At 63.8% G+C, this 21,023-nt stretch carries 18 protein-coding genes; 16 read left to right on the forward strand and 2 right to left on the reverse strand.

Annotation, left to right across the window (positions count from 1 at the left end; translation table 11 throughout):
- The 14 genes from pheA to mnhG all read left to right on the forward strand — a co-directional run.
- A partial coding sequence (gene pheA / locus ACK41V_RS12855; RefSeq protein WP_409782908.1) for a prephenate dehydratase occupies positions 1-719 on the forward strand: 719 nt, incomplete at its 5' end.
- A gap of 12 nt (positions 720-731) precedes the next feature.
- Complete coding sequence (locus ACK41V_RS12860) at positions 732-1,616, forward strand: prephenate dehydrogenase (RefSeq protein WP_409782910.1); 885 nt, start codon at positions 732-734, stop codon at positions 1,614-1,616.
- Between the two features lie 49 nt (positions 1,617-1,665).
- Complete coding sequence (locus ACK41V_RS12865) at positions 1,666-3,708, forward strand: bifunctional 3-phosphoshikimate 1-carboxyvinyltransferase/cytidylate kinase (protein ID WP_409782912.1); 2,043 nt, start codon at positions 1,666-1,668, stop codon at positions 3,706-3,708.
- Between the two features lie 190 nt (positions 3,709-3,898).
- Positions 3,899-5,599 carry a 30S ribosomal protein S1 gene (rpsA, locus tag ACK41V_RS12870; RefSeq protein ID WP_409782914.1) on the forward strand — a complete coding sequence of 567 codons (1,701 nt, stop codon included), beginning with the start codon at positions 3,899-3,901 and terminating at the stop codon, positions 5,597-5,599.
- A gap of 253 nt (positions 5,600-5,852) precedes the next feature.
- Complete coding sequence (locus ACK41V_RS12875; RefSeq protein WP_409782916.1) at positions 5,853-6,188, forward strand: integration host factor subunit beta; 336 nt, start codon at positions 5,853-5,855, stop codon at positions 6,186-6,188.
- 121 nt (positions 6,189-6,309) lie between these two features.
- On the forward strand, positions 6,310-6,630 hold the full coding sequence (locus ACK41V_RS12880) for a lipopolysaccharide assembly LapA domain-containing protein (protein WP_409782918.1): 321 nt from the start codon (positions 6,310-6,312) through the stop codon (positions 6,628-6,630).
- Positions 6,620-7,777 carry a lipopolysaccharide assembly protein LapB gene (lapB, locus tag ACK41V_RS12885; RefSeq protein WP_409782920.1) on the forward strand — a complete coding sequence of 386 codons (1,158 nt, stop codon included), beginning with the start codon at positions 6,620-6,622 and terminating at the stop codon, positions 7,775-7,777. The genes ACK41V_RS12880 and lapB overlap by 11 nt, the downstream gene beginning before the upstream one ends.
- Positions 7,778-7,909: 132 nt before the next feature.
- The gene (locus tag ACK41V_RS12890) at positions 7,910-8,362 is read left to right on the forward strand and encodes a ComEA family DNA-binding protein (RefSeq protein ID WP_409782922.1); all 453 of its coding nucleotides are present in this window, start codon (positions 7,910-7,912) and stop codon (positions 8,360-8,362) included.
- Between the two features lie 125 nt (positions 8,363-8,487).
- Entirely contained in the window at positions 8,488-11,481 is a 2,994-nt protein-coding gene (locus tag ACK41V_RS12895; protein ID WP_409782924.1) for a monovalent cation/H+ antiporter subunit A, read from the forward strand.
- Complete coding sequence (locus ACK41V_RS12900; RefSeq protein ID WP_409782926.1) at positions 11,472-11,837, forward strand: Na+/H+ antiporter subunit C; 366 nt, start codon at positions 11,472-11,474, stop codon at positions 11,835-11,837. Before ACK41V_RS12895 ends, ACK41V_RS12900 begins: the two co-directional genes overlap by 10 nt.
- Positions 11,838-12,000: 163 nt before the next feature.
- Positions 12,001-13,740, forward strand: a complete 1,740-nt coding sequence (locus ACK41V_RS12905; RefSeq protein ID WP_409782928.1) for a monovalent cation/H+ antiporter subunit D — start codon at positions 12,001-12,003, stop codon at positions 13,738-13,740.
- Complete coding sequence (locus ACK41V_RS12910) at positions 13,737-14,312, forward strand: Na+/H+ antiporter subunit E (protein WP_409782930.1); 576 nt, start codon at positions 13,737-13,739, stop codon at positions 14,310-14,312. The genes ACK41V_RS12905 and ACK41V_RS12910 overlap by 4 nt, the downstream gene beginning before the upstream one ends.
- Positions 14,313-14,320: 8 nt before the next feature.
- Positions 14,321-14,599, forward strand: a complete 279-nt coding sequence (locus ACK41V_RS12915; RefSeq protein ID WP_010465757.1) for a K+/H+ antiporter subunit F — start codon at positions 14,321-14,323, stop codon at positions 14,597-14,599.
- Positions 14,596-14,970: a monovalent cation/H(+) antiporter subunit G gene (gene mnhG, locus ACK41V_RS12920; protein WP_409782932.1), complete on the forward strand. Its 375-nt coding sequence runs from the start codon at positions 14,596-14,598 to the stop codon at positions 14,968-14,970. Before ACK41V_RS12915 ends, mnhG begins: the two co-directional genes overlap by 4 nt.
- A gap of 51 nt (positions 14,971-15,021) precedes the next feature.
- Here mnhG and ACK41V_RS12925 read toward each other — a convergent pair whose 3' ends face one another.
- Both ACK41V_RS12925 and ACK41V_RS12930 read right to left on the reverse strand, forming a co-directional pair.
- Entirely contained in the window at positions 15,022-18,672 is a 3,651-nt protein-coding gene (locus tag ACK41V_RS12925; protein ID WP_409782934.1) for a hydantoinase B/oxoprolinase family protein, read from the reverse strand.
- A 94-nt stretch (positions 18,673-18,766) separates the two neighbouring features.
- Complete coding sequence (locus ACK41V_RS12930; protein WP_409782936.1) at positions 18,767-19,297, reverse strand: winged helix DNA-binding protein; 531 nt, start codon at positions 19,295-19,297, stop codon at positions 18,767-18,769.
- A gap of 183 nt (positions 19,298-19,480) precedes the next feature.
- On the opposite strand from ACK41V_RS12930, the gene ACK41V_RS12935 reads away from it, so the two are divergent.
- Together ACK41V_RS12935 and ACK41V_RS12940 are read left to right on the forward strand one after the other, a co-directional pair.
- Positions 19,481-20,464 (forward strand): TRAP transporter substrate-binding protein, encoded by a 984-nt coding sequence (locus tag ACK41V_RS12935; RefSeq protein WP_409782938.1) that lies wholly within the window; start codon positions 19,481-19,483, stop codon positions 20,462-20,464.
- Positions 20,465-20,485: 21 nt separating this feature from the next.
- The gene (locus ACK41V_RS12940; RefSeq protein ID WP_409782940.1) at positions 20,486-20,995 is read left to right on the forward strand and encodes a TRAP transporter small permease; all 510 of its coding nucleotides are present in this window, start codon (positions 20,486-20,488) and stop codon (positions 20,993-20,995) included.
- The last annotated feature ends 28 nt before the right edge of the window (positions 20,996-21,023 follow it).

Below are 21,023 nucleotides of genomic sequence, written 5' to 3' on the forward strand. Positions count from 1 at the left end.
AAGTGTTCCACGCCACCGCCGCAGGCAGTGCGCAGTACGGTGTGGTGGGCGTAGAGAACTCCACTGAAGGTGTGGTTACACGCTCGCTCGACCTGTTCCTGCACACGCCCACGCATGTGGTGGGCGAAGTCAGCCTGCTGGTTCGCCACAACCTGCTGCGCACCAGCAACTCGCTCGAAGGCATTGAAGTGGTGATGGCCCACCCCCAGGCGCTGGCCCAATGCCAGGCCTGGCTGACCAAACACCTGCCCCATGCCGAGCGCCGCCCGGTGTCCAGCAATGCCGAAGGCGCCCGCCTGTCCACCACCAACCCTGGCTGGGCAGCGTTGTCCAGCGAGCGCGCCGCCACCCAATTTGGCCTGCACATCGTGGCCCACGCCATTCAGGACGACGCCTACAACCGCACGCGTTTTGCCATCATCTGCTTGCCCCACACGCTGCAAACTCCGCCACCATCGGGCAAGGACTGCACCAGCCTGGTGGTCTCGGTCCCCAACCAGCCGGGTGCCGTGCACGATCTGCTGGTGCCGCTGAAGGCCCACGGTGTGTCGATGACCCGGTTTGAGTCCCGCCCGGCGCGCACCGGCCAGTGGGAGTATTACTTCTACATCGACCTTGACGGTCACCCTGCCCAGCCCCACGTGGCGCGCGCTCTGGAGGAGCTGCGAAGCCTCTGCGCGTTCTACAAGGTTCTGGGAACCTACCCCGTGTCATCCTAAGGAGCCGCCACCATGTTTGAACAACTGGGACTGATCGGCTGCGGGCTCATGGGCGGCTCGTTTGCACTGGCCATGAAGAAGGCCGGACTGGTCAAGCGTGTGGTGGGCTACAGCAAGTCGCCCTCCACCACCGACCGCGCTCGCCAGATGGGCGTGATCGACGTCGAAGCGCCATCCGCGTTGCTGGCCGTTGCGGGCGCCGACATTGTGCTGGTCGCCGTGCCTGTGGCAGCCACGGAGGCCACGCTCAAGGCCATCAAGCACCTGGTAACACCGCAGATGCTGATCATGGACGTGGGCTCGACCAAAGCCGATGTGGTGCAAGCCGCGCGCCGCGCACTGCGCGACCAGGTGGGCTCTTTTGTGCCTGCGCACCCCATTACCGGCCGCGAGGTGTCTGGCGTCGAACATGCCGAGGCCGACCTTTACAGCGGACGCCAGGTCATCCTGACGCCGACCGAACGCACCTTCACGGCCCAGCTGCAAAAAGCCGAGGAGATCTGGACGGCGCTGGGCAGTCGCGTGACCAGCATGTCGCCCGAGTCGCATGATGCGGCCTTCGCAGCCGTCAGCCATTTGCCGCATGTACTGGCCTTTGCGATGATGAACAGCATCACCGGCCAATCGACCGGCGACGAATTTCTGTCCCTGGCAGGCCCCGGGTTCCGGGATTTCACCCGCATTGCAGCCAGCGACCCCAAGGTGTGGCGCGACATCTTGTTGTCCAACCGCGAAGAGCTGATCTCCCAGTCCAAACTGTTCCAGCAGGCGCTCCGCACCCTGGAACAAGCCATGGAAAAAGGCGATGCGCAGGCGCTGGAAGACATGTTGACCTTGGCCAGTGAAACCCGTGCCCACTGGCGCATGGGGGCGCAGAGAACCTCCAAGCCGCGCTAACCCATTTGCCCGCATCCGCGCGCACCCCTCTGTTCCTTCAGCCTCGCCCATGTTCAGCACCGCTTTCCTCGACCTCCCTGCGCTTGCCGCTGCTGGAGGTGAAGTTCACCTGCCCGGCTCCAAGAGCATCTCCAACCGCGTCTTGCTGCTGGCTGCGCTGAGCCATGGCACCACCACCGTGCATGACCTGCTGGCGTCCGACGACACGCGGGTCATGCTGGATGCGCTGCGCCAGATCGGTTGCACCGTGGACGAAGCGGGCAGCACGGTCCGCATCACCGGACTGGGGGGCCACACTCCGCAGTCGCCCGCCAAGCTCTTTCTGGGCAACGCAGGCACGGCCATGCGCCCTCTTACCGCAGCGCTGGCACTGCTGGGCGGCGAATTTGAGCTGTCGGGCGTGGCGCGCATGCACGAGCGCCCGATTGGTGACCTGATCGACGCGCTGCGCCAGCTCGGATGCCACATCGACTACCTGGGCAACGACGGGTATCCGCCGCTGCGCATTGCCCACGCAGACGGCGTGCCGCCCTTGGCGCTGGCAGCCCCCATCCGCGTGCGCGGCGACGTGTCCAGCCAGTTCCTGACCGCCCTGCTGATGGCGCTGCCGCTGGCGGCTGGCAACCAGAACATCGTGATCGACGTCGTGGGCGAGCTGATCTCCAAACCCTACATCGCCATCACACTGCAGCTGTTGGCGCGGTTTGGCATCGTGGTCGAGCACCAAAATTGGCAGCGGTTCACGATTGCTGCGGGCAGCCGCTACCAATCGCCCGGCGATATTCATGTGGAGGCAGACGCCTCATCTGCTAGCTATTTCATAGCGCTTGGCGCAATAGCATCAGGCGCCAGGGGCCAAAAAGGCATCAAAATTCAAGGCGTTGGTCTGGATTCGATCCAGGGCGACATCCGCTTTGTCGAAGCGGCCCAAGCGATGGGCGCTGTGATTACCGGCGGCCCCAACTGGCTGCACATCCAGCGGGGCGCGCCCGGACAGGGCTGGCCGCTGAAGGCCATCGACCTGGACTGCAATCACATCCCCGATGCCGCCATGACACTGGCGGTGATGGCTTTGTATGCCGAAGGCACCACCACGCTGCGCAACATTGCCAGCTGGCGCGTGAAGGAAACCGACCGCATCGCCGCCATGGCCGCGGAGCTGCGCAAACTCGGCGCCACTGTGGAGGAAGGCGCGGACTTCATTCGCGTCACGCCGCCCGCGCGGGTTCAGGACTGGAAAGCCGCCAGCATCCACACCTACGACGACCACCGCGTGGCGATGTGCTTCTCGCTCGCAGCCTTCAACCCGGCGGGCCTGCCCGTGCGCATCGAAGACCCCAAATGCGTGGGCAAGACGTTTCCGGAGTATTTTGAAGCCTTGTTCTCGGTGGCTCAGGTTGAAACTGCCCACATTCCGGTGATCTGCATCGACGGCCCCACAGCCTCGGGCAAAGGCACGGTGGCGGCTGCGGTTGCACAGCGGCTGGGTTACCGTTTTCTGGACTCTGGCGCGATGTACCGCATCACGGCCCTGGCCGCCCTGCGGGCGGGTTTTGCCATCGATACGGACCACGAAACACGCATTGCCGCGATGGCCCAGACCCTGCCGGTGCGCTTTGAAGGCGGTCGGGTGTTGCTGGGCAGCGACGATGTGACGGATGACATTCGCACCGAAGAAGCCGGCATGAATGCATCCCGCGTGTCGGCCCTTCCCTTGGTGCGCGAGGCGTTGGTGGCCCTGCAACACAGCTTTCGGCGCCTGCCGGGGCTGGTAGCGGATGGCCGCGACATGGGCACGGTGATCTTCCCAGGAGCCGCGCTGAAGGTCTACTTGACGGCCAGCGCCGCCTGCCGCGCCGAGCGTCGTTATAAACAGTTGATTTCAAAGGGTTTTTCGGCTAGTATCGAAGACCTTCGCGCAGATCTGGAAGCGCGCGACGCCCGGGACAGTACCCGCAGCGTTGCACCTCTCAAGCCCGCGCAGGACGCTCTGGTCCTGGACAACTCCACCTTGACGATTGATGAAGCCGTCAAGCAGGTGCTTACCTGGTGGCAAGAGCGCCAACCTTTCGCAGTCCCTGCGCAGGGTTGAAAAGTGCGGGGCCATTTCTCATCATCTGGCCCCCAGCAAGCCGAAAGGCCTTGCAACAGGCCCATACCGCCCCTCTCGCGCGCCAGCGCCCAGGTGGTCTGGATCTTTAACCTAACCCGCGGTTTCACCGCAAAAAACCACCGCAAGCAGCTATAAAAACAGTAGCAATAGTGCTACTGGAATCCTGTTTGTGGCAAGGAAACACATGTCCGAATCTTTTGCCGCCCTTTTTGAAGAATCCTTGACGCGTACGGAAATGCGCCCAGGCGAAGTCATCACCGCTGAAGTCGTGCGCGTCGAGCACAACTTCGTCGTGGTCAACGCTGGCCTCAAGTCCGAAGCCTACGTGCCGCTGGAAGAATTCAAGAACGACAAGGGCGAACTCGAAGTCCAAGTGGGTGACTTCGTATCGGTGGCCATTGGCTCCATCGAAAACGGCTACGGCGACACCATCCTGTCGCGCGACACGGCCAAGCGTCTGGCTTCGTGGATGAGCCTGGAAAAGGCCCTCGAATCCGGCGAATTCGTCACTGGCACGACCAGCGGCAAGGTCAAGGGCGGTCTGACCGTTCTGGTCAACGGCATCCGCGCATTCCTGCCCGGTTCGCTGATCGATACCCGTCCGATCAAGGATCTGACGCCGTACGAAAACAAGACCATGGAATTCAAGGTCATCAAGCTGGACCGCAAGCGCAACAACGTGGTGCTGAGCCGCCGCGCTGTGGTGGAAGCCTCCATGGGCGAAGAGCGCGCCAAGCTGATGGAAACCCTGAAGGAAGGCTCCATCGTTCAAGGCGTGGTCAAGAACATCACCGAATACGGTGCGTTCGTGGACCTGGGCGGCATCGACGGCCTGCTGCACATCACCGACATGGCATGGCGCCGTGTGCGTCACCCTTCCGAAGTGGTGACCGCGGGTCAAGAAATCACCGCCAAGATCCTGAAGTTCGATACCGAAAAGAACCGCGTCTCGCTGGGTCTGAAGCAAATGGGCGACGACCCATGGATGGGCGTGAACCGCCGCTACCCACAATCGACCCGCCTGTTCGGCAAGATCACGAACATTGCCGACTACGGCGCATTCGTTGAACTCGAACCCGGCATCGAAGGCCTGGTGCACGTGTCTGAAATGGACTGGACCAACAAGAACATCGCTCCCGCCAAGCTGGTTTCGCTGGGCGACGAAGTCGAAGTCATGGTTCTGGAAATCGACGAGGACAAGCGCCGTATCAGCCTGGGCATGAAGCAGTGCAAGGCCAACCCATGGCAAGAATTCGCCCAGGACACGAAGCGCGGTGACCGCGTCAAGGGTCCTATCAAGTCGATCACCGACTTCGGCGTGTTCGTGGGTCTGGCTGCCGGCATCGACGGCCTGGTGCACTTGTCCGACCTGTCGTGGAACGAAACCGGCGAAGCCGCCGTGCGCAACTACAAGAAGGGCCAAGAAGTCGAAGCCATCGTGTTGGCTGTGGACGTGGACCGCGAACGCATCTCGCTGGGTATCAAGCAGCTCGACGGCGACCCATTCACGACCTTCGTGACCGTGAACGACAAGGGCCAAACGGTGACCGGCAAGGTCAAGACCGTGGACGCCCGTGGCGCTGAAATCGACCTCGGCGAAGACATCATCGGTTACCTGCGTGCTTCGGAAATCTCCCGCGACCGCGTGGAAGATGCCCGCAACGTGCTCAAGGAAGGCGACGAAGTCACTGCTGTGGTGGTCAATGTGGATCGCAAGACCCGCAACATCCAGCTGTCGATCAAGCAAAAGGACATGATCGACGAGCAAGGCGCCATGGCCAACCTGAGCCAGCAATCGAGCCGCGAAAGCGCCGGCACGACCAGCCTGGGCGCCCTGCTGCGCGCCAAGCTGGACAACTCGGAAAAGTAAAACGCTGACCCGTTAAGGAGCATCTGCACAATCGAGCGGAAAGTGTGCGCTGCGGATCGCGGTGGGCTGCTAGGCGCAAAGCACAGCAATAGCCATCGCTATTGCGAGCATTTGCAACAACGCAGACCGCCCGAGTCCGCAGATGCACACGACGCGATGATTCGTGCAGAGGCTCCTTATATGGTCATACCGCGGGCGCCTCGGCGCCCGCTCCTCATTCAGCCGCAGCAGCCCGCCTATGCCCCAAGACTCCATGACCCGCTCAGACCTCGTCGAAGAACTGGCCGCACGGTTTGGCCAGCTCACACACCGCGATGCCGAATACGCCGTCAAGACCATTCTGGACGCCGTAGGGGACGCGCTGGTGCGTGGGCACCGCATCGAGATCCGGGGCTTTGGCAGCTTCTCGGTCAACCACCGCCCTCCCCGCATGGGCCGCAATCCGCGCAGTGGCGAGGCCGTGGCCATTCCAGAAAAGCGGGTGCCACACTTCAAGCCCGGCAAGGCCCTGCGTGAAGCCGTGGACAAACGCACCGCCGAAATGGAAGAAAAGTCAGGAATAGCAGGCGGCGCCTCTATTCAAAAATGATAGCTAATAGCGCTTTATGGATAAGCGCTAGAGGCCTATTTGACCTAAATTCTCATGGGATGCTGGCCCTACGACCCGCCAGGCCCAAGCTCTTAGAATCGCCCCACCACTGGGGAGACCGATGAAATACCTCCTGTGGCTGCTCAAGGCAGCCATTTTTTTTACGTTGTTCGCTTTTGCCTTGAACAACCAGCAAGACGCGACCGTGCACTTTTTCTTTGGCACGCAATGGCGCGCGCCACTGGTGCTGGTGGTCCTGACCGCTTTTGCCGCAGGGCTGGCCGTGGGGGCGCTGGGCATGGTGCCTCGCTGGTGGCAGCACCGCAATGCCGCGCGCCGAGCGCAGGCGGTCATCGTGACGCCTGCGGCTACCGCCACGACTTCCAACGCCACGCCCGCCCCTCCTCCACCTCCCGACCTGCCCTCCGTCCATGGAATTTGACCTGAGCTGGATCCTGCTGGGCCTGCCAGTCGCCTTTGTTTTCGGCTGGCTGGCGTCGCGGTTTGACCTGCGCCAGTTGCGTGCCGAGAACCGCCGGGCACCCAAGGCTTACTTCAAAGGGCTGAACTTTTTGCTCAACGAGCAGCAGGACCAAGCCATTGATGCCTTCATCGAGGCGGTACAGAACGACCCCGACACGTCGGAACTGCACTTTGCACTGGGCAATTTGTTCCGTCGCCGGGGCGAATACGACCGCGCCGTGCGCGTGCACGAACACCTGCTGTCGCGCGGCGACCTCAGCCGCACCGACCGCGAGCGTGCGCAGCATGCGCTGGCGCTCGACTTCCTGAAGGCCGGCCTGCTCGACCGGGCCGAAGATGCCTTGCACCGCCTGGAAGGAACCCCCTTTGAATCACAGGCCCGCCTGGCACTGCTGGCCATCTACGAACGCTCGCGCGACTGGCCACACGCCGCCACCATTGCCCGCAAGATGCATGCAGCTGACCAGGGCGACTTCAGCACCCGCCAGGCGCATTACCTCTGCGAGCAGGCGTTGGCGCTCATCGCCCAAGGTGACCTGCCTGGCGCCAAGGCGCTGCTGGACCAGGCCGTGGCCGCGGCGCCCGATGCTGCACGCGCACGCATTGAAATGGCGCGCCTGCAGCGGCTCATGGGGCAATCTGCGGCCGTGTTGTCCACCCTCAAGACACTGGGCGAGCGCAACCCCGCTGCGTTGCCACTGGCGGCCCCGCTGATGGTCGAGGCCGCCACGGCCACTGGCGAACTTCCCGAAGTTCAAGCCCTCCTGCAGGCGCACTACACACTCAACCCCTCGCTCGATGTACTGGAAAGCATCGTTGCCATCGAGTCCGCCAACGAAGCCACGCGCGACACGGCGCGGCAACGTTATGTGCAGCACCTGGACAAGGAACGGTCATTGGTGGCCGCAGCCAAATGGCTGGCCACAGAAAAGCTGGAACACGAAGAATTCCACCCCCAGATCCAGCGCGCGCTGGACCATGCCGTCAAGCCGCTCACCCGCTACCGCTGCGCGGCCTGCGGTTTTGAGGCGCGCCAGCATTTCTGGCAATGCCCCGGTTGCCAGACCTGGGACAGCTACCCGGCACGCCGCGTCGAAGAGCTCTGAGCCGCTGAAACAACTGGCTACACCGCCTTCTCAGCCGTAGATAAGATGGCCGCGCAGTCCGAGAACCAGTGAATCTTTGCGGGGTCTGGCTGCGAAAAAAACCATCCATCTACACACCGAGGGAGTTCCATCGTGTTCAAAAAAATACTGCTCATCATCACCCTGTTGTATGCCGCCGCCGCGTTTGCAGCGGTGGACGTGAACAAAGCCACCGCCGCCGAGCTGGACGGCATCAAGGGCATCGGCCCCAGCCTCTCCACCAAAATCCTGGACGAGCGCAAGAACAGCAACTTCAAGGACTGGAGTGACTTCATCGCCCGCGTAGGCGGCGTAGGCGAAAAATCTGCGGCCAAGTTTTCATCTGAAGGCCTGACCGTGAACGGCAAGAAGTTCAGCGCTGCCGCAGTCGCAAAAGCGGATGCCAAAGCAGACAAAGCGGCCGCCAAGAAGGACAAGGACACCAACGCTGCTGACAAGAAGGCAGCTACCAGCAAGGCCAAGACAGAAGACAAGCCTGCAGCTGTAGCGCCCGTGGCACAGGCACCTGCCGCCGCCACAACCGCAGACGCTGCTACCAAAAAATAAGCACGCTACGCAGTCGCAAAGCCCGCTTCAGCGGGCTTTTTTTTTGCACCCCGCACAGCCTTCATTCAAACCATGGGCCGTGCAGTCAAAAGGCTTTTATCTTCACCGCCTAAAATTGCCCGCGCATGCCCCTGATCACCCTCATTCTTCTCCCCTTCATCGGCAGCCTGCTGGCAGCGGTTTTGCCCGCCAATGCCCGCAATACCGAATCCACGCTGGCGGGGCTGATTGCCCTCTTTTGCACCGTACAGGCTGCGCTCTACTTTCCAGAGATTGCAGACGGCGGCGTGCTGCGCCAGGAAATCGCTTGGCTGCCTGCACTGGGGCTGAACCTCATCATCCGCATGGACGGCTTTGCCTGGATGTTCTGCATGCTGGTGCTGGGCGTGGGCGGCCTGGTGGTGCTGTACGCGCGCTATTACATGTCGGCGGCCGACCCAGTGCCGCGCTTCTTTGCGTTCTTCCTCGCATTCATGGGCGCGATGGTGGGCGTGGTGCTCTCGGGCAACATCATTCAGATCGCGTTCTTCTGGGAGCTGACCAGCCTGTTCTCGTTTTTGCTGATCGGCTACTGGCACCACCGCAAGGATGCGCGGCGTGGCGCGCGCATGGCGCTCACGGTCACCGGCACGGGCGGCCTGGCCATGCTGGCGGGCATGCTGGTGCTGGGCCATATTGTGGGCAGCTATGACCTGGATCATGTGCTGGTCGCGGGCGCACTGATCAAGGCGCACCCGCTGTACCTGACAGCGCTGGTGTTGATCCTGTTGGGCGCGCTGACCAAAAGCGCGCAGTTCCCCTTTCACTTCTGGCTGCCCAACGCCATGGCGGCGCCTACCCCTGTGTCGGCCTATCTGCACTCGGCCACCATGGTCAAGGCAGGTGTGTTCTTGATGGCACGCTTGTGGCCCGCACTGGCGGGCACTGAGGAATGGTTCTGGCTGGTGGGGGGCGCGGGCCTGTGCACTTTGCTCGTGGGAGGCTATGCAGCCATGTTCCAGAACGACCTCAAAGGACTTCTGGCGTATTCGACCATCTCGCACCTGGGCCTCATCACCCTGCTGCTGGGGCTTAACAGCCCGCTGGCTGCCGTGGCCGCGGTGTTCCACATCATGAACCACGCGACCTTCAAGGCATCGCTGTTCATGGCGGTGGGCATCGTCGACCACGAAAGTGGCACGCGCGACATCCGGCGGCTGTCCGGGCTGCGCAGGATGATGCCCATCACCGCCACCCTGGCCATGGTGGCCAGTGCGGCCATGGCCGGTGTGCCGTTACTCAACGGGTTTCTTTCGAAGGAAATGTTTTTTGCGGAGACGGTGTATGTGAACACCACGCCGATGCTGGAATGGCTGCTGCCCGTGGCCGCCACCGTGGCGGGCATGTTCAGCGTGGCGTATTCACTGCGCTTTACGGTGGACGTGTTCTGGGGCCCACCCGCCACCGACCTGCCCCGCCCGCCCCACGAGCCTCCCCACTGGATGCGTGTGCCGGTGGAGCTGCTGGTACTGGCCTGCCTGGTGGTGGGCACACTGCCTGCGTGGTCGGTAGGTGCCTATCTGGCAGCCGCCGCAAAGCCCGTGGTAGGGGGCGAGTTACCCACCTACAGTCTGGCCGTCTGGCACGGTTTCAACACTCCGTTTGTGATGAGCCTCATTGCGCTGGGTGGTGGCATAGCGCTGTACGCGGCGCTGCGCTGGCACCGCGCGCGGGGCACGCTCGATGCGCCGCCGCTCATGCAACACATCAACGGCCAGCGCTTGTTTGAAGGTTTCCTGGCCGCGGTGTCCCTGGCCGGGCGCAGCGGCCGCCGCCTGCTGGGCACCGGGCGCCTGCAGTGGCAAATGCTCTGGCTGGTGAGCGCCGCGCTGGTGGCGGGTGTGTTGCCGCTGTGGGCACGGGGACTGCCCATTGGCGACCGCGCCCAGTTGCCGCTGTCGCCCGCCTTTGCACTCATCTGGTTGCTCGGCGGGCTGTGTGCCATGGCCGCGGCCTGGCAGGCCAAGTACCACCGGCTGGCGGCGCTCACGCTGCTGGGTGGGTCTGGGCTGTGTGTGTGCCTGACTTTCCTGTGGTTCTCGGCACCTGACCTGGCGCTCACGCAAATCGTGGTGGAAATCGTCACCACCATCCTGATTTTGCTGGGTCTGCGCTGGCTGCCACGCCGGGACGAAAGCCTGCGGGTTCCCACACTGGCCGAAGCGCAGCGCACGCAGCTGCGCCGCTACCGCGACATGACCTTGGCGCTGGTCACCGGCGCGGGCATGGCCCTGCTCTCGTTCGCGATGATGAGCCGCCCGTTCCCGGACAGCACCTCCACCTTCTTTCTGGAAAACGCGCTCACTGGCGGCGGTGGCACCAACGTGGTCAACGTGATGCTGGTGGACTTTCGCGGTTTTGACACCTTTGGCGAAATCGTGGTGCTGGGCATCGTGGCGTTGACGGTCTATGCGCTGCTTCGGCGCTTCAGGCCTGCACGCGAGGTGATGGATTTGCCGCCGCAGCAACGGGCCCTGCCCGCCGATGTGGACACCGACCTGGCCAACCCGCGCCAGACCGCCGACACCGCGATTGGCTACCTCATGGTCCCCGCCGTGCTGGTGCGCTTGCTGCTGCCGTTTGCCACGCTGGTGTCCATGTACATCTTCATGCGCGGGCACAACGAACCGGGTGGCGGTTTCGTGGCGGGGTTGGTGTTTTCGGTGGCACTGCTGCTGCAGTACATCGTCTCGGGCACCTCGTGGGTCGAGGCGCATCTGCCGCTGTACCCGCGCCGGTGGATCGGGATCGGGCTGCTCACCGCTCTGGCAACGGGCCTGGGTGCGCTGTTCTGGGGCTTTCCATTTCTGACCAGCCACACCGCCCACCTCACCGTGCCGGTGTTGGGCGAGGTCCACATTGCCAGCGCGCTGTTCTTTGACATTGGCGTGTTCACGCTGGTGGTGGGCTCCACCCTGCTCATCCTCACCGGCATTGCCCACCAATCGGTGCGCAGCCACCGCTACAACAATGCGCGCGCTGCCGATGCAGCCGAAGCCGACGCGGCAGACACCGCACACGACAACGACAACGCCAGCGACATCGCCACCAACGGACGGGGAGAAACCTCATGGAACTGATACTGGCCCTGGCCATTGGCGTGCTTACCGGTTCGGGCGTCTGGCTGCTGCTGCGCCCCCGCACCTTCCAGGTCATCATGGGACTGTCGTTGCTGTCGTATGCGGTCAATTTGTTCATCTTCAGCATGGGGCGCCTGGGCCTGGCCATTGACAAGGAACCCGTGCTGCAGCCCGGCCTGCCGCAGGACCTAGCCCATTACGCCGACCCCATGCCCCAGGCGCTGACGCTCACGGCCATCGTGATCGGCTTTGCCATGACCGCGCTGTTTCTGGTGGTGCTGCTGGCCTCGCGCGGCATGTCGGGCACCGACCATGTGGACGGCGCCCGCGCCAAGGACGCGCAGGAGATGCCGTGAAAGAATTCGGACACCCCCCTGAGGCGCTTCGCGCCCTCCCCCCGCTCTCGCAGCGCTGCGCGCTGCGGGCAGGGGGACGCAGCCCTCGCGTCGGGGCGGCCCTAGCTCGGCTGCCCGGGCTTGGCGCGCGCTCGCTTCACGCGCATCGCCATGGAGCACTGCCATGACAGCCATGGAATTTTTTCTGCAAGGGCTGATGCCACACCTCATCCTGGCGCCCATCGCGCTGCCGATGGTGGCCGCCGGGCTGATGCTGTTGCTGCGCGAAGAGCGCCAGCGCACCAAGGTCACGCTCAACATCGTGGCGACGTTTCTGGGCCTGGTGGTGGCCGTGCTGCTGCTGGTGCAGGCCAAGGAGCCTGGTGTGCAGACCAGCCTGGGCGTGTACCTGCCCGGCAACTGGCCCGCGCCCTACGGCATCGTGCTGGCCATCGACCGGCTGTCGGCCATGATGCTGGTGCTCAGCAGCACGGTGGCGCTGGCCACGGTGCTGTTTTCGGCCGCGCGCTGGCACCGGGCGGGGGTGCACTTTCACCCCCTGTTCCAGTTCCAGCTGATGGGCCTAGCCGGCGCGTTTCTGACGGCCGACCTGTTCAACCTGTTCGTGTTTTTCGAGATCATGCTGGCCGCGTCCTACGGCCTGCTGCTGCATGGCTCGGGTCGGCCGCGCGTGTCGGCGGGCCTGCACTACATCGCCATCAATCTGGCCGCGTCGTCGCTGTTCCTCATCGGGGTGTCGATGCTCTACGGCATCACCGGCACGCTCAACATGGCCGACCTGGCGCAGAGCATGGCGGGCATTGCACCGGCCGACCGTGGCCTGCTGCATGCAGCGGCAGCTATTTTGGCGGTGGCGTTTCTCATCAAGGCCGCCGTGTGGCCGCTCAACTTCTGGCTGGTGCCCGCCTACAGCGCCGCCACCGCCCCCGTGGGCGCCCTGTTTGCGCTGATGACCAAGGTGGGCGTGTACAGCGTGCTGCGGCTGTGGACGCTGCTGTTTGGCGCAGAGGCCGGTGATTCGGCGCAGTTCGGCAGCCAATGGCTCATTGGTGGCGGCATGCTCACCCTGGCGTTTGGCGCCATCGGCATGCTGGGCTCGCAGCGACTGGGGCATCTGGCCGGGTTCGCGGCCATCCTGTCGTCGGGCACCTTGCTGGCCGCCGTGGGCTTTGGGCAAAACCTGCTCACGGGCGGGTTGCTGTATTACATGCTCGGCTCCACGCTGGCCATCAGTGCGCTGTTTCTGCTCAGCGACCTGATCGACCGCTGGCGCAACAACGGCTCCAACCTCGCACCCTACGAGCAGACCGACGACGCCCCCTTTCTTTCGGCCGACCTGGTGCCCACCGACGGCATCAACCTGGACGACAAGGAGCAAGCGTTGATCGGCAAGGTGATCCCTGCCGCCGCCGCGTTTCTGGGCCTGGCCTTCATGGCCTGCACGCTGATCATTGCGGGCCTGCCGCCCTTGCCGGGCTTTGTGGGCAAGTTCGCCATGATCCATGCGCTGCTCAACCCGCTGGGGCTGGGCTCATCCAACGGCTTTCAACTGGGCGCCGCAGGCTGGATGCTGGTGGCCTTGCTGGTGGTTTCGGGGCTCATCGCTCTGCTGGCGCTCACACGCTCGGGCATTCGCCATTTCTGGTCCGCACAAGGCCGTGCAGCACCCCAACTGCTGGTGCTGGAAGGCCTGCCGATTGCCATGCTGCTGGTGGCCTGCGCGGCGCTGGTGTGGCAGGCGAGCGCGGTGATGCGCTACACCCAGGCCACCGCCGACGCGCTGCATGCCCCCGCCACCTACGTGCGCGCCATCATGACGGCAGCCCCCGTGCCCACCCCGCCCCCGAGCAGCACTTCACCCGCGCAGGGCACTGCGGCACCTGTACAAGGCGGCACACCATGACGCCCCACCACAAAGAAAGCCAAGAGAACGCCCGCGCTGCAGCCGTGGACAAGCCCGCCGCCCAACCCGCCCGTCGCAGACCGCTGCAGCGACTGGTGCCCGCCCCCTTGCTGTCCCTGGCGTTGCTGGGGCTCTGGCTGGTGCTCAACCGCAGCCTCAGCGTGGGCCACTTCGCGCTGGGCGGCGTGATGGGCATTGCCATACCGCTGCTCACCGCAGGCCTGCGTCCCCTGCCTGTGCGCATCCGCAAGCCCGGCGCTGTACTGCGCCTCGCGCTCACGGTGGCCAAGGACACCGTGTTGTCCAACCTTTCCGTCGCGCGGCTGCTGCTGTCACCGGCCCACCGCAAGCACCCCGCCGGGTTTGTGCACATCCCGCTCGACCTGCGCGACCCCAACGGCCTGGCCGTGCTGGCCATGGTGGTGTGCATCACGCCTGGCACAGCCTGGGCCGAACTGTCGCTGGACCGCAGCATGCTGCTGCTGCATGTGTTGGAGCTGGACGACCCCGAGGGCATCGTGGCCAAGGTCAAAAAAAGCTATGAATGCCCGCTGATGGAGATTTTCGAATGACCACCACCGTGACCCCTGTGCTTGACTGGGCCCTGCCCATCGCCTTGTTCATGCTGGCCCTGGCCATGGGCTGCGCGCTGATCCGCCTGCTCAAAGGCCCGTCTGCACAAGACCGGGTACTGGCGCTCGACTGCATGTACCTGAGCGGCATGCTGGTGATGCTGGTGCTGGGCCTGCTGTATGGCAGCAAGAATTACTTCGAGGCCGCGTTGCTGCTGGCGTTGTTCAGTTTTGTCGGCTCCATGGCCATGGCCAAGTTTTTGCTGCGTGGCGAGGTGATCGAATGACCGAAGCTGTCTTGCCCCTGTGGCTTGAAATCATCGTCGCCGTGCTGGTCCTGTCGGGCGCGGCGCTGGCGCTGCTGGGCTCCACCGGCCTGCTGCGCCTGCCCACGTTTTTTGAACGCGTGCATGCGCCCGCCATCATCGCCACGCTGGGCTGCTGGCTGATCATGCATGGCACGGTGCTGTACTTTTCAGTGGCCGACAGCAGCCTCGCGCTGCATGCGCTGCTGATCGCCGTGTTCGTCGCCATCACGGTGCCGATCATGTCGATCTTTCTGATGCGCGCCGCGCTGTTCCGCGCACGGCAAATGGGGCAGGATGTGCCGCCCAGCCTGAGCCACCCTCAAGCGCCTTCAGAGCCCCAGGACTCCTGATTTAATAGCTACTAGCGCTTATTGGATAAGCGCTAGTGGCCATTTTGACCATTATTTTTGGCCTGAGATGCCGAATCCCCCGCCACCCGGCGTGTGGATTTCAAACACATCGCCCGGCAGCATTTCGGCCTGGCCAATGTGGTCCAGCAGCTCCACCCGGCCATCGCTGCGCACCACTTTGTTGATGCCCACGGCCCCCGGCTGGCCACCCGCCATGCCAAACGCGCCATGGTGGCGGCCGTTGGACAAAATGCTGGCCGTCATGGGCTCCAGAAAACGCACGCGGCGGATGCCGCCATCACCGCCCTTGTACTGCCCGGCGCCGCCCGAGCCCTTGCGTATCTCGTAGCCCTCCAGCCGCACCGGGAAGCGGAACTCCAGCACCTCGGGGTCTGTCAGGCGCGAATTGGTCATGTGGCACTGCACGACGCTGGTGCCGTCAAAACCGCCTGCCAGTTGTCCATCAGCACCCCACACACCGCCCGCGCCGCTGCCGCCCGAAATGGTCTCGTAGTACTGGTAGCGCGTGCTGCCAAAAGTGAAGTTGTTCATGGTGCACTGCCCCGCCGCCATCAGGCCCAGCGCGCCGTACAGCGCATTGGTGATGCAGGTGGAGGTTTCCACATTGCCAGCCACCACCGAGGCTGGCGGGTTGGGGTTGAGCATGCTGCCGGGCGGGATGATCACGTTGAGCGGCTTGAGGCACCCCGCGTTCAGCGGAATGTCGTCGTCCACCAGCGTGCGGAACACATACAGCACCGCCGCCATGCACACCGCCGTGGGCGCGTTGAAGTTGTTGGTCTGCTGCGGGCTGGTGCCTGTGAAGTCGATGGTGGCGCTGCGGTTAGTGGCATCCACCTTCACGGCCACGCTGATCTGCGCGCCGTTGTCCAGCGGCAGCGTGAACGCACCGTCCTTCAGGCGCGTGATGACACGGCGCACGGACTCTTCGGCGTTGTCCTGCACATGGCGCATGTAGGCCTGAACGACGCCGAGGCCAAACTCGGCCACCATGCGGCGCAGCTCCTGCTGGCCCTTTTCATTGGCAGCGATCTGCGCGCGCAAATCGGCCATGTTTTGCTGCGGGTTGCGGCTGGGGTATTCGCCGCTTTCGAGCAGCGCAATCATCTCGGCCTCACGCAGCACGCCGCGCTCGACCAGCTTCACGTTGTTGATCTGCACGCCCTCTTCCTCGATGCGCGTGGAGAACGGTGGCATGGAGCCCGGTGTGGTGCCACCTACGTCGGCATGGTGGCCCCGGCTACCCACATAGAAAGTGGGCTCGGCCTCGTCGGCGATGTAGACCGGCGTGATGACCGTGATGTCTGGCAAGTGCGTACCGCCGTGGTACGGGTCGTTGAGCACAAACACATCGCCGGGCTGCATGCGACCCGCGTTCTCGCGGATCACCGTCTTGATGCTTTCGCCCATGGAACCCAGATGCACGGGCATGTGCGGCGCGTTGGCGATCAGGTTGCCCGCAGTGTCGAACAACGCGCAGCTGAAATCCAGTCGCTCCTTGATGTTCACCGAGTACGCCGTGTTCTGCAGTTGCAGCCCCATCTGCTCGGCAATGTTCATGAACAGGTTGTTAAACACCTCCAGCAGCACCGGGTCCACCGTGGTGCCCACAGCATGCTGCACGGCGCGCGCCACGCGGCGGTTGAGCAGCAGGTGGTCCAGCTCGGTCAGCTCGGCCTCCCAGCCGGGCTCCACGATGGTGGTGGCGTTCTTCTCGGCAATGATGGCCGGGCCGGGGATCACGTCGCCAGGGCGCAAATCCTCGCGCACCACCAGGGCGGCGTCGTGCCAGGCGGCCACGCCGTCCACACCGCCGGTGTACATGCGCACGGTGCTGCGGCGCGGCACTTCGCGCGCGGGCTGCAGTGCGTGGCGCGGCTCCACCGGCGCGTCGCCGGGCACCACGGCCTCAACCGACACGGCCTCTACCACCAGGCCCTTGCCCTGCATGAGGAAGGCGAAGCGCTGGCGGTAGGCGTTCTCGAACGCGGCGCTGATCTCGGCCATCGAACCAAACGGCACGATGAGCGCGGAGTCGCTACCTTCGTAGCGCACATGCACGCGGCGATGCACCACGGCTGTGCCGCTGCCCGACTGCTGGCGCTCCAGCTCGGTGCGTGCGGTGGTGGCTAACTGATCCAACGTGGCTTCAACGCCTGCCAGCGCCTCGGGCGCCAGCTTGGCCTCCACCGCCTGCTCGCGGATCACGTTCTGATCCGCCAGGCCCATGCCGTAGGCGCTCAACACCCCGGCCAGCGGATGGACGAATACACGGGTCATACCCAGCGCATCGGCCACCAGACACGCATGCTGGCCGCCCGCGCCACCAAAACACTGCAGCGTGTAGCGCGTCACGTCATAACCACGCGCCACGCTGATTTTCTTGATGGCGTTGGCCATCTGTTGCACGGCAATCTGGATGAAGCCGTGGGCAACATCCTCGGCTTGCCGACCGGTCTGCGTAGCCATTGCTGCAAATTTCTGTGCAACCGCATCGCCATCCAGCGCCTCATTGGCCGCATGGCCAAACACCTTCGGGAAGTGCGCGGGCTGGATCTTGCCGACCATCACGTTCGCATCCGTCACGGCCAGCGGGCCGCCCCGGCGATAGCTGGCCGGGCCGGGGTTGGCGCCTGCACTCTGCGGGCCCACGCGGAAACGAGCACCGTCAAAACCCAGGATGGAGCCACCGCCTGCAGCGACGGTGTGGATGCTCATCATGGGCGCACGCATGCGCACGCCCGCCACCTGAGTCTCGAACTCGCGCTCGAACTCGCCCGCGTAGTGGCTCACATCGGTGCTGGTGCCGCCCATGTCAAAACCGATGACCTTGTCGTGACCTGCCAACCCGGCTGTGCGCGCCATGCCGACGATGCCGCCAGCGGGGCCGGACAGGATCGCGTCCTTGCCCTGAAATACCTGGGCATCGGTCAGCCCGCCCGATGACTGCATGAAGAACAGTTGCACGCCCGGCATCTCGCTGGCCACCTGGTCCACATAGCGGCGCAGGATGGGTGATAGGTATGCATCGACCACCGTGGTGTCGCCCCGGCTCACCAGCTTCATCATGGGGCTGGTGGCGTGCGATGCGCTCACCTGCGTGAAGCCCGCTTCGCGCGCAAGGCGCGCGGCGGCTTCTTCGTGTGCTGTGTAGCGGTAGCCGTGCATGAACACGATGGCGGCGCTGCGCAGGCCCGCGTCATAAGCGGCCCACAGGCGTTCCTTGAGGTGGGCTTCGTCCAGTGGCTCGATCACATCGCCGTGTGCGCCCACGCGCTCCTGTGCCTCAATCACGCGCTCGTACAGCAGCTCAGGCAGCACGATGCGTCGGTCAAACAGACGCGGACGGTTCTGGTACGCGATGCGCAGCGCGTCCTTGAAACCCTTGGTGGTGATGAGCAGCGTGGGCTCGCCCTTGCGTTCCAGCAGCGCGTTGGTGGCCACGGTAGTGCCCATCTTCACGCACTCCACCAGCTCGGGCGTCACCGCCTCGCCGGGCTTCAGGCCCAGCAGGTGGCGAATGCCCGCCACGGCCGCGTCTTTGTACTGTTCGGGGTTTTCAGACAGCAGCTTGTGCGTGACCAAGCTGCCATCTGGGCGCTTGCCGACCACGTCGGTGAAGGTGCCCCCGCGGTCGATCCAGAACTGCCAGCGGGACAAGGGGTTGGGTTGGTTGGACATATCAATGCTATTCAATGTATAGCTATCAGCGCTTTATGAATAAGCGCTAGAGCCACTTTTTATTCAAATTTTCAAACAACAGGAGTGGAAGCGGTCACAGCGATGCGGCAGACCGCGCCGCTTGGTCGTACATGCCGGACAACACACGCAGCAAGCGGGCCAACTCACCGATGTCGCGGTTCAGCGCATCGTCGGCATTCAACGCGTCAATCAGGCAGCTTTCACGAATCTCGCGGTAGCGCTGCACGTAGGCGCGGCCCGAGTCGGTGGCGGCGTAGGTCACTTCCTTGCCGTTCTTTTGCGAGGCGACCACGCCCAGGGTTTGCAGCTTTTTGAGCGAGTAGTTCACCAAGTGTGTGTCTTCCACATTCATGATGAAGCAGATGTCGGCCAGCCGTTTGTCGCGCGCCCGGTGCGACACATGGTGCAGCACCACCACATCCAGCGGCATCAGGTCTTTGAGGCCTGCAGCCGCCATGCAATGCACCACCCAGCGGTGAAACGCGTTGCCCGCCACGATGAGGCCAAATTCAAACTCGCTCATCTCCGCACTCTGCGCAGACACCAGGTGCGATGACGACACGATGGGGCCGGAATCAGTCTTGGGCTTGGCTTGGGATTTCATGACGAGGTCGATCCAAGGTTGATCTGCCATTGGCACGGGATATGCATGGGGCATTGTAGGCAAGTCGATGGCAATTCGTTGGCAATTTGTCAGCGTTTAGGCAAAACACCTATCGCAATTTGATCGGCTTCCGATACAGTGCCCTCTCGTATTCATTGACACCCAACCCTGCGGAGCTCACCCATGAAGCGTCGAATCTTCCCCGTCACCGCACTCAGCCTGGCCCTGGTTGCTGGTCTGTCTGTCACCTCGGCTTTTGCCCAGACCAAATGGGACCTGGCCGCAGCGTACCCCGCCACCAACTTCCACACCGAGAACATGGTGCAACTAGCGGGCGATGTGGACAAGGCCACCGGCGGCAAGCTCAAGATCACGGTGCATGCCAACGCCGCACTGTTCAAGGCGCCTGAAATCAAGCGCGCCGTGCAAGGCGGCCAGGCGCAGATGGGCGAGATCCTGCTGGCCAACTTCCAGAACGAGTGGCAGCTCTTTGGTGTGGACGGCCTGCCGTTCCTGGCCGACAGCTACGACGCTTCGAAGAAGCTCTACGCTGCCCAAAAACCCTTCCTCGAAAAGAAGCTGGCCGAACAAGGCATGGTGCTGCTGTACGCCGTGGCGTGGCCGCCCCAAGGCATCTACACCAAGAAGCCGCTGACGAGCGCTGCCGACCTGAAGGGCATCAAGTGGCGCGCCTACAGCCCCGCCACCGCACGCATCGCCGAACTGGTGGGCGCGCAGCCGGTGACCGTGCAGGCCGCCGAGTTCTCGCAGGCGCTGGCCACCGGCGTGGTCGAGTCGACCATGACCTCGGGCGCCACGGGCGTGGACAGCAAGCTGTACGAGCACCTCAAGTATTACTACGACACCCAGGCCTGGCTGCCCAAGAACGCCGTGCTGGTGAACAAGAAAGCCTTTGACGCGCTGGAAAAGCCGCTGCAGGACGCGCTGGTCAAGGCCGGTGCCGACGCTGAAGCGCGCGGCTGGGCCAACAGCGCCAAGGTCAACACCGACACCATCGCCAAGCTCAAGGCCAATGGCATGGCCGTGGAAGCCCCACCCGCCCAACTGAAGGCCGACATGGCCAAGGTCGGCGACACCATGCTCAAGGAATGGCTGGACAAGGCCGGCCCCGAAGGCAAGGCGCTGATTGACGCGTACCGCAAGTAAAAAAAGAAACCCGCCTGTTTTATGCGTCGATTGCTCGATTTTGTGTATGACGGCGCTGCCGCGGTGGCAGCGCTTTTCATGGTGGGGCTGCTGGGCATGGTGCTGTTGTCCATCCTCAGCCGCCAGTTGAACTTTCATGTGCCGGGCACCGACGCCTATGCAGGCTATCTGATGGCCGCCGCCGGGTTTCTGGCGCTGGCCCATACCCTCAAGCGCGGCGAGCACATCCGTGTGACGCTGCTGCTCAACGCGCTCAAGGGCCGCTGGAAGCAGGGTTTTGAGATTTGGTCGCTGGGCATTGCCACCCTGCTGGCCGTGCTGTTTGCCTACTACAGCTGCAAGCTGGCGTGGCAGTCGCACGAGTTCCACGACATCTCCACCGGCAGCGACGCCACCCCGCTGTGGATTCCGCAGATTGCGATGGCGCTGGGCACGGTGGTGCTGGCGCTGGCATTTGTGGACGAGCTGGTGCTGGAGCTGCTGGGCCGCCGCACGCGCCACAACCCCGACGAGCAACTGCGCAATGAATGATGCCCCTGCAAGCGCACCGCTGCGCCAT

Origin of the sequence: Acidovorax sp. (assembly GCF_046291265.1) — a bacterium.
GTDB lineage: Bacteria > Pseudomonadota > Gammaproteobacteria > Burkholderiales > Burkholderiaceae_C > Acidovorax.

Excerpts from the sequence above, each read along its gene's own strand:
- ACK41V_RS12860 (WP_409782910.1), top strand. The coding sequence starts at position 732 with ATGTTTGAACAACTGGGACTGATCGGCTGCGGGCTCATGGGCGGCTCG.
- ACK41V_RS12865 (WP_409782912.1), top strand. The coding sequence starts at position 1,666 with ATGTTCAGCACCGCTTTCCTCGACCTCCCTGCGCTTGCCGCTGCTGGA.
- ACK41V_RS12875 (WP_409782916.1), top strand. The coding sequence starts at position 5,853 with ATGACCCGCTCAGACCTCGTCGAAGAACTGGCCGCACGGTTTGGCCAG.
- ACK41V_RS12880 (WP_409782918.1), top strand. The coding sequence starts at position 6,310 with ATGAAATACCTCCTGTGGCTGCTCAAGGCAGCCATTTTTTTTACGTTG.
- lapB (WP_409782920.1), top strand. The coding sequence starts at position 6,620 with ATGGAATTTGACCTGAGCTGGATCCTGCTGGGCCTGCCAGTCGCCTTT.
- ACK41V_RS12895 (WP_409782924.1), top strand. The coding sequence starts at position 8,488 with ATGCCCCTGATCACCCTCATTCTTCTCCCCTTCATCGGCAGCCTGCTG.
- ACK41V_RS12900 (WP_409782926.1), top strand. The coding sequence starts at position 11,472 with ATGGAACTGATACTGGCCCTGGCCATTGGCGTGCTTACCGGTTCGGGC.
- ACK41V_RS12905 (WP_409782928.1), top strand. The coding sequence starts at position 12,001 with ATGACAGCCATGGAATTTTTTCTGCAAGGGCTGATGCCACACCTCATC.
- ACK41V_RS12910 (WP_409782930.1), top strand. The coding sequence starts at position 13,737 with ATGACGCCCCACCACAAAGAAAGCCAAGAGAACGCCCGCGCTGCAGCC.
- mnhG (WP_409782932.1), top strand. The coding sequence starts at position 14,596 with ATGACCGAAGCTGTCTTGCCCCTGTGGCTTGAAATCATCGTCGCCGTG.
- ACK41V_RS12925 (WP_409782934.1), bottom strand. The coding sequence starts at position 18,672 with ATGTCCAACCAACCCAACCCCTTGTCCCGCTGGCAGTTCTGGATCGAC.
- ACK41V_RS12930 (WP_409782936.1), bottom strand. The coding sequence starts at position 19,297 with ATGAAATCCCAAGCCAAGCCCAAGACTGATTCCGGCCCCATCGTGTCG.
- ACK41V_RS12935 (WP_409782938.1), top strand. The coding sequence starts at position 19,481 with ATGAAGCGTCGAATCTTCCCCGTCACCGCACTCAGCCTGGCCCTGGTT.
- ACK41V_RS12940 (WP_409782940.1), top strand. The coding sequence starts at position 20,486 with ATGCGTCGATTGCTCGATTTTGTGTATGACGGCGCTGCCGCGGTGGCA.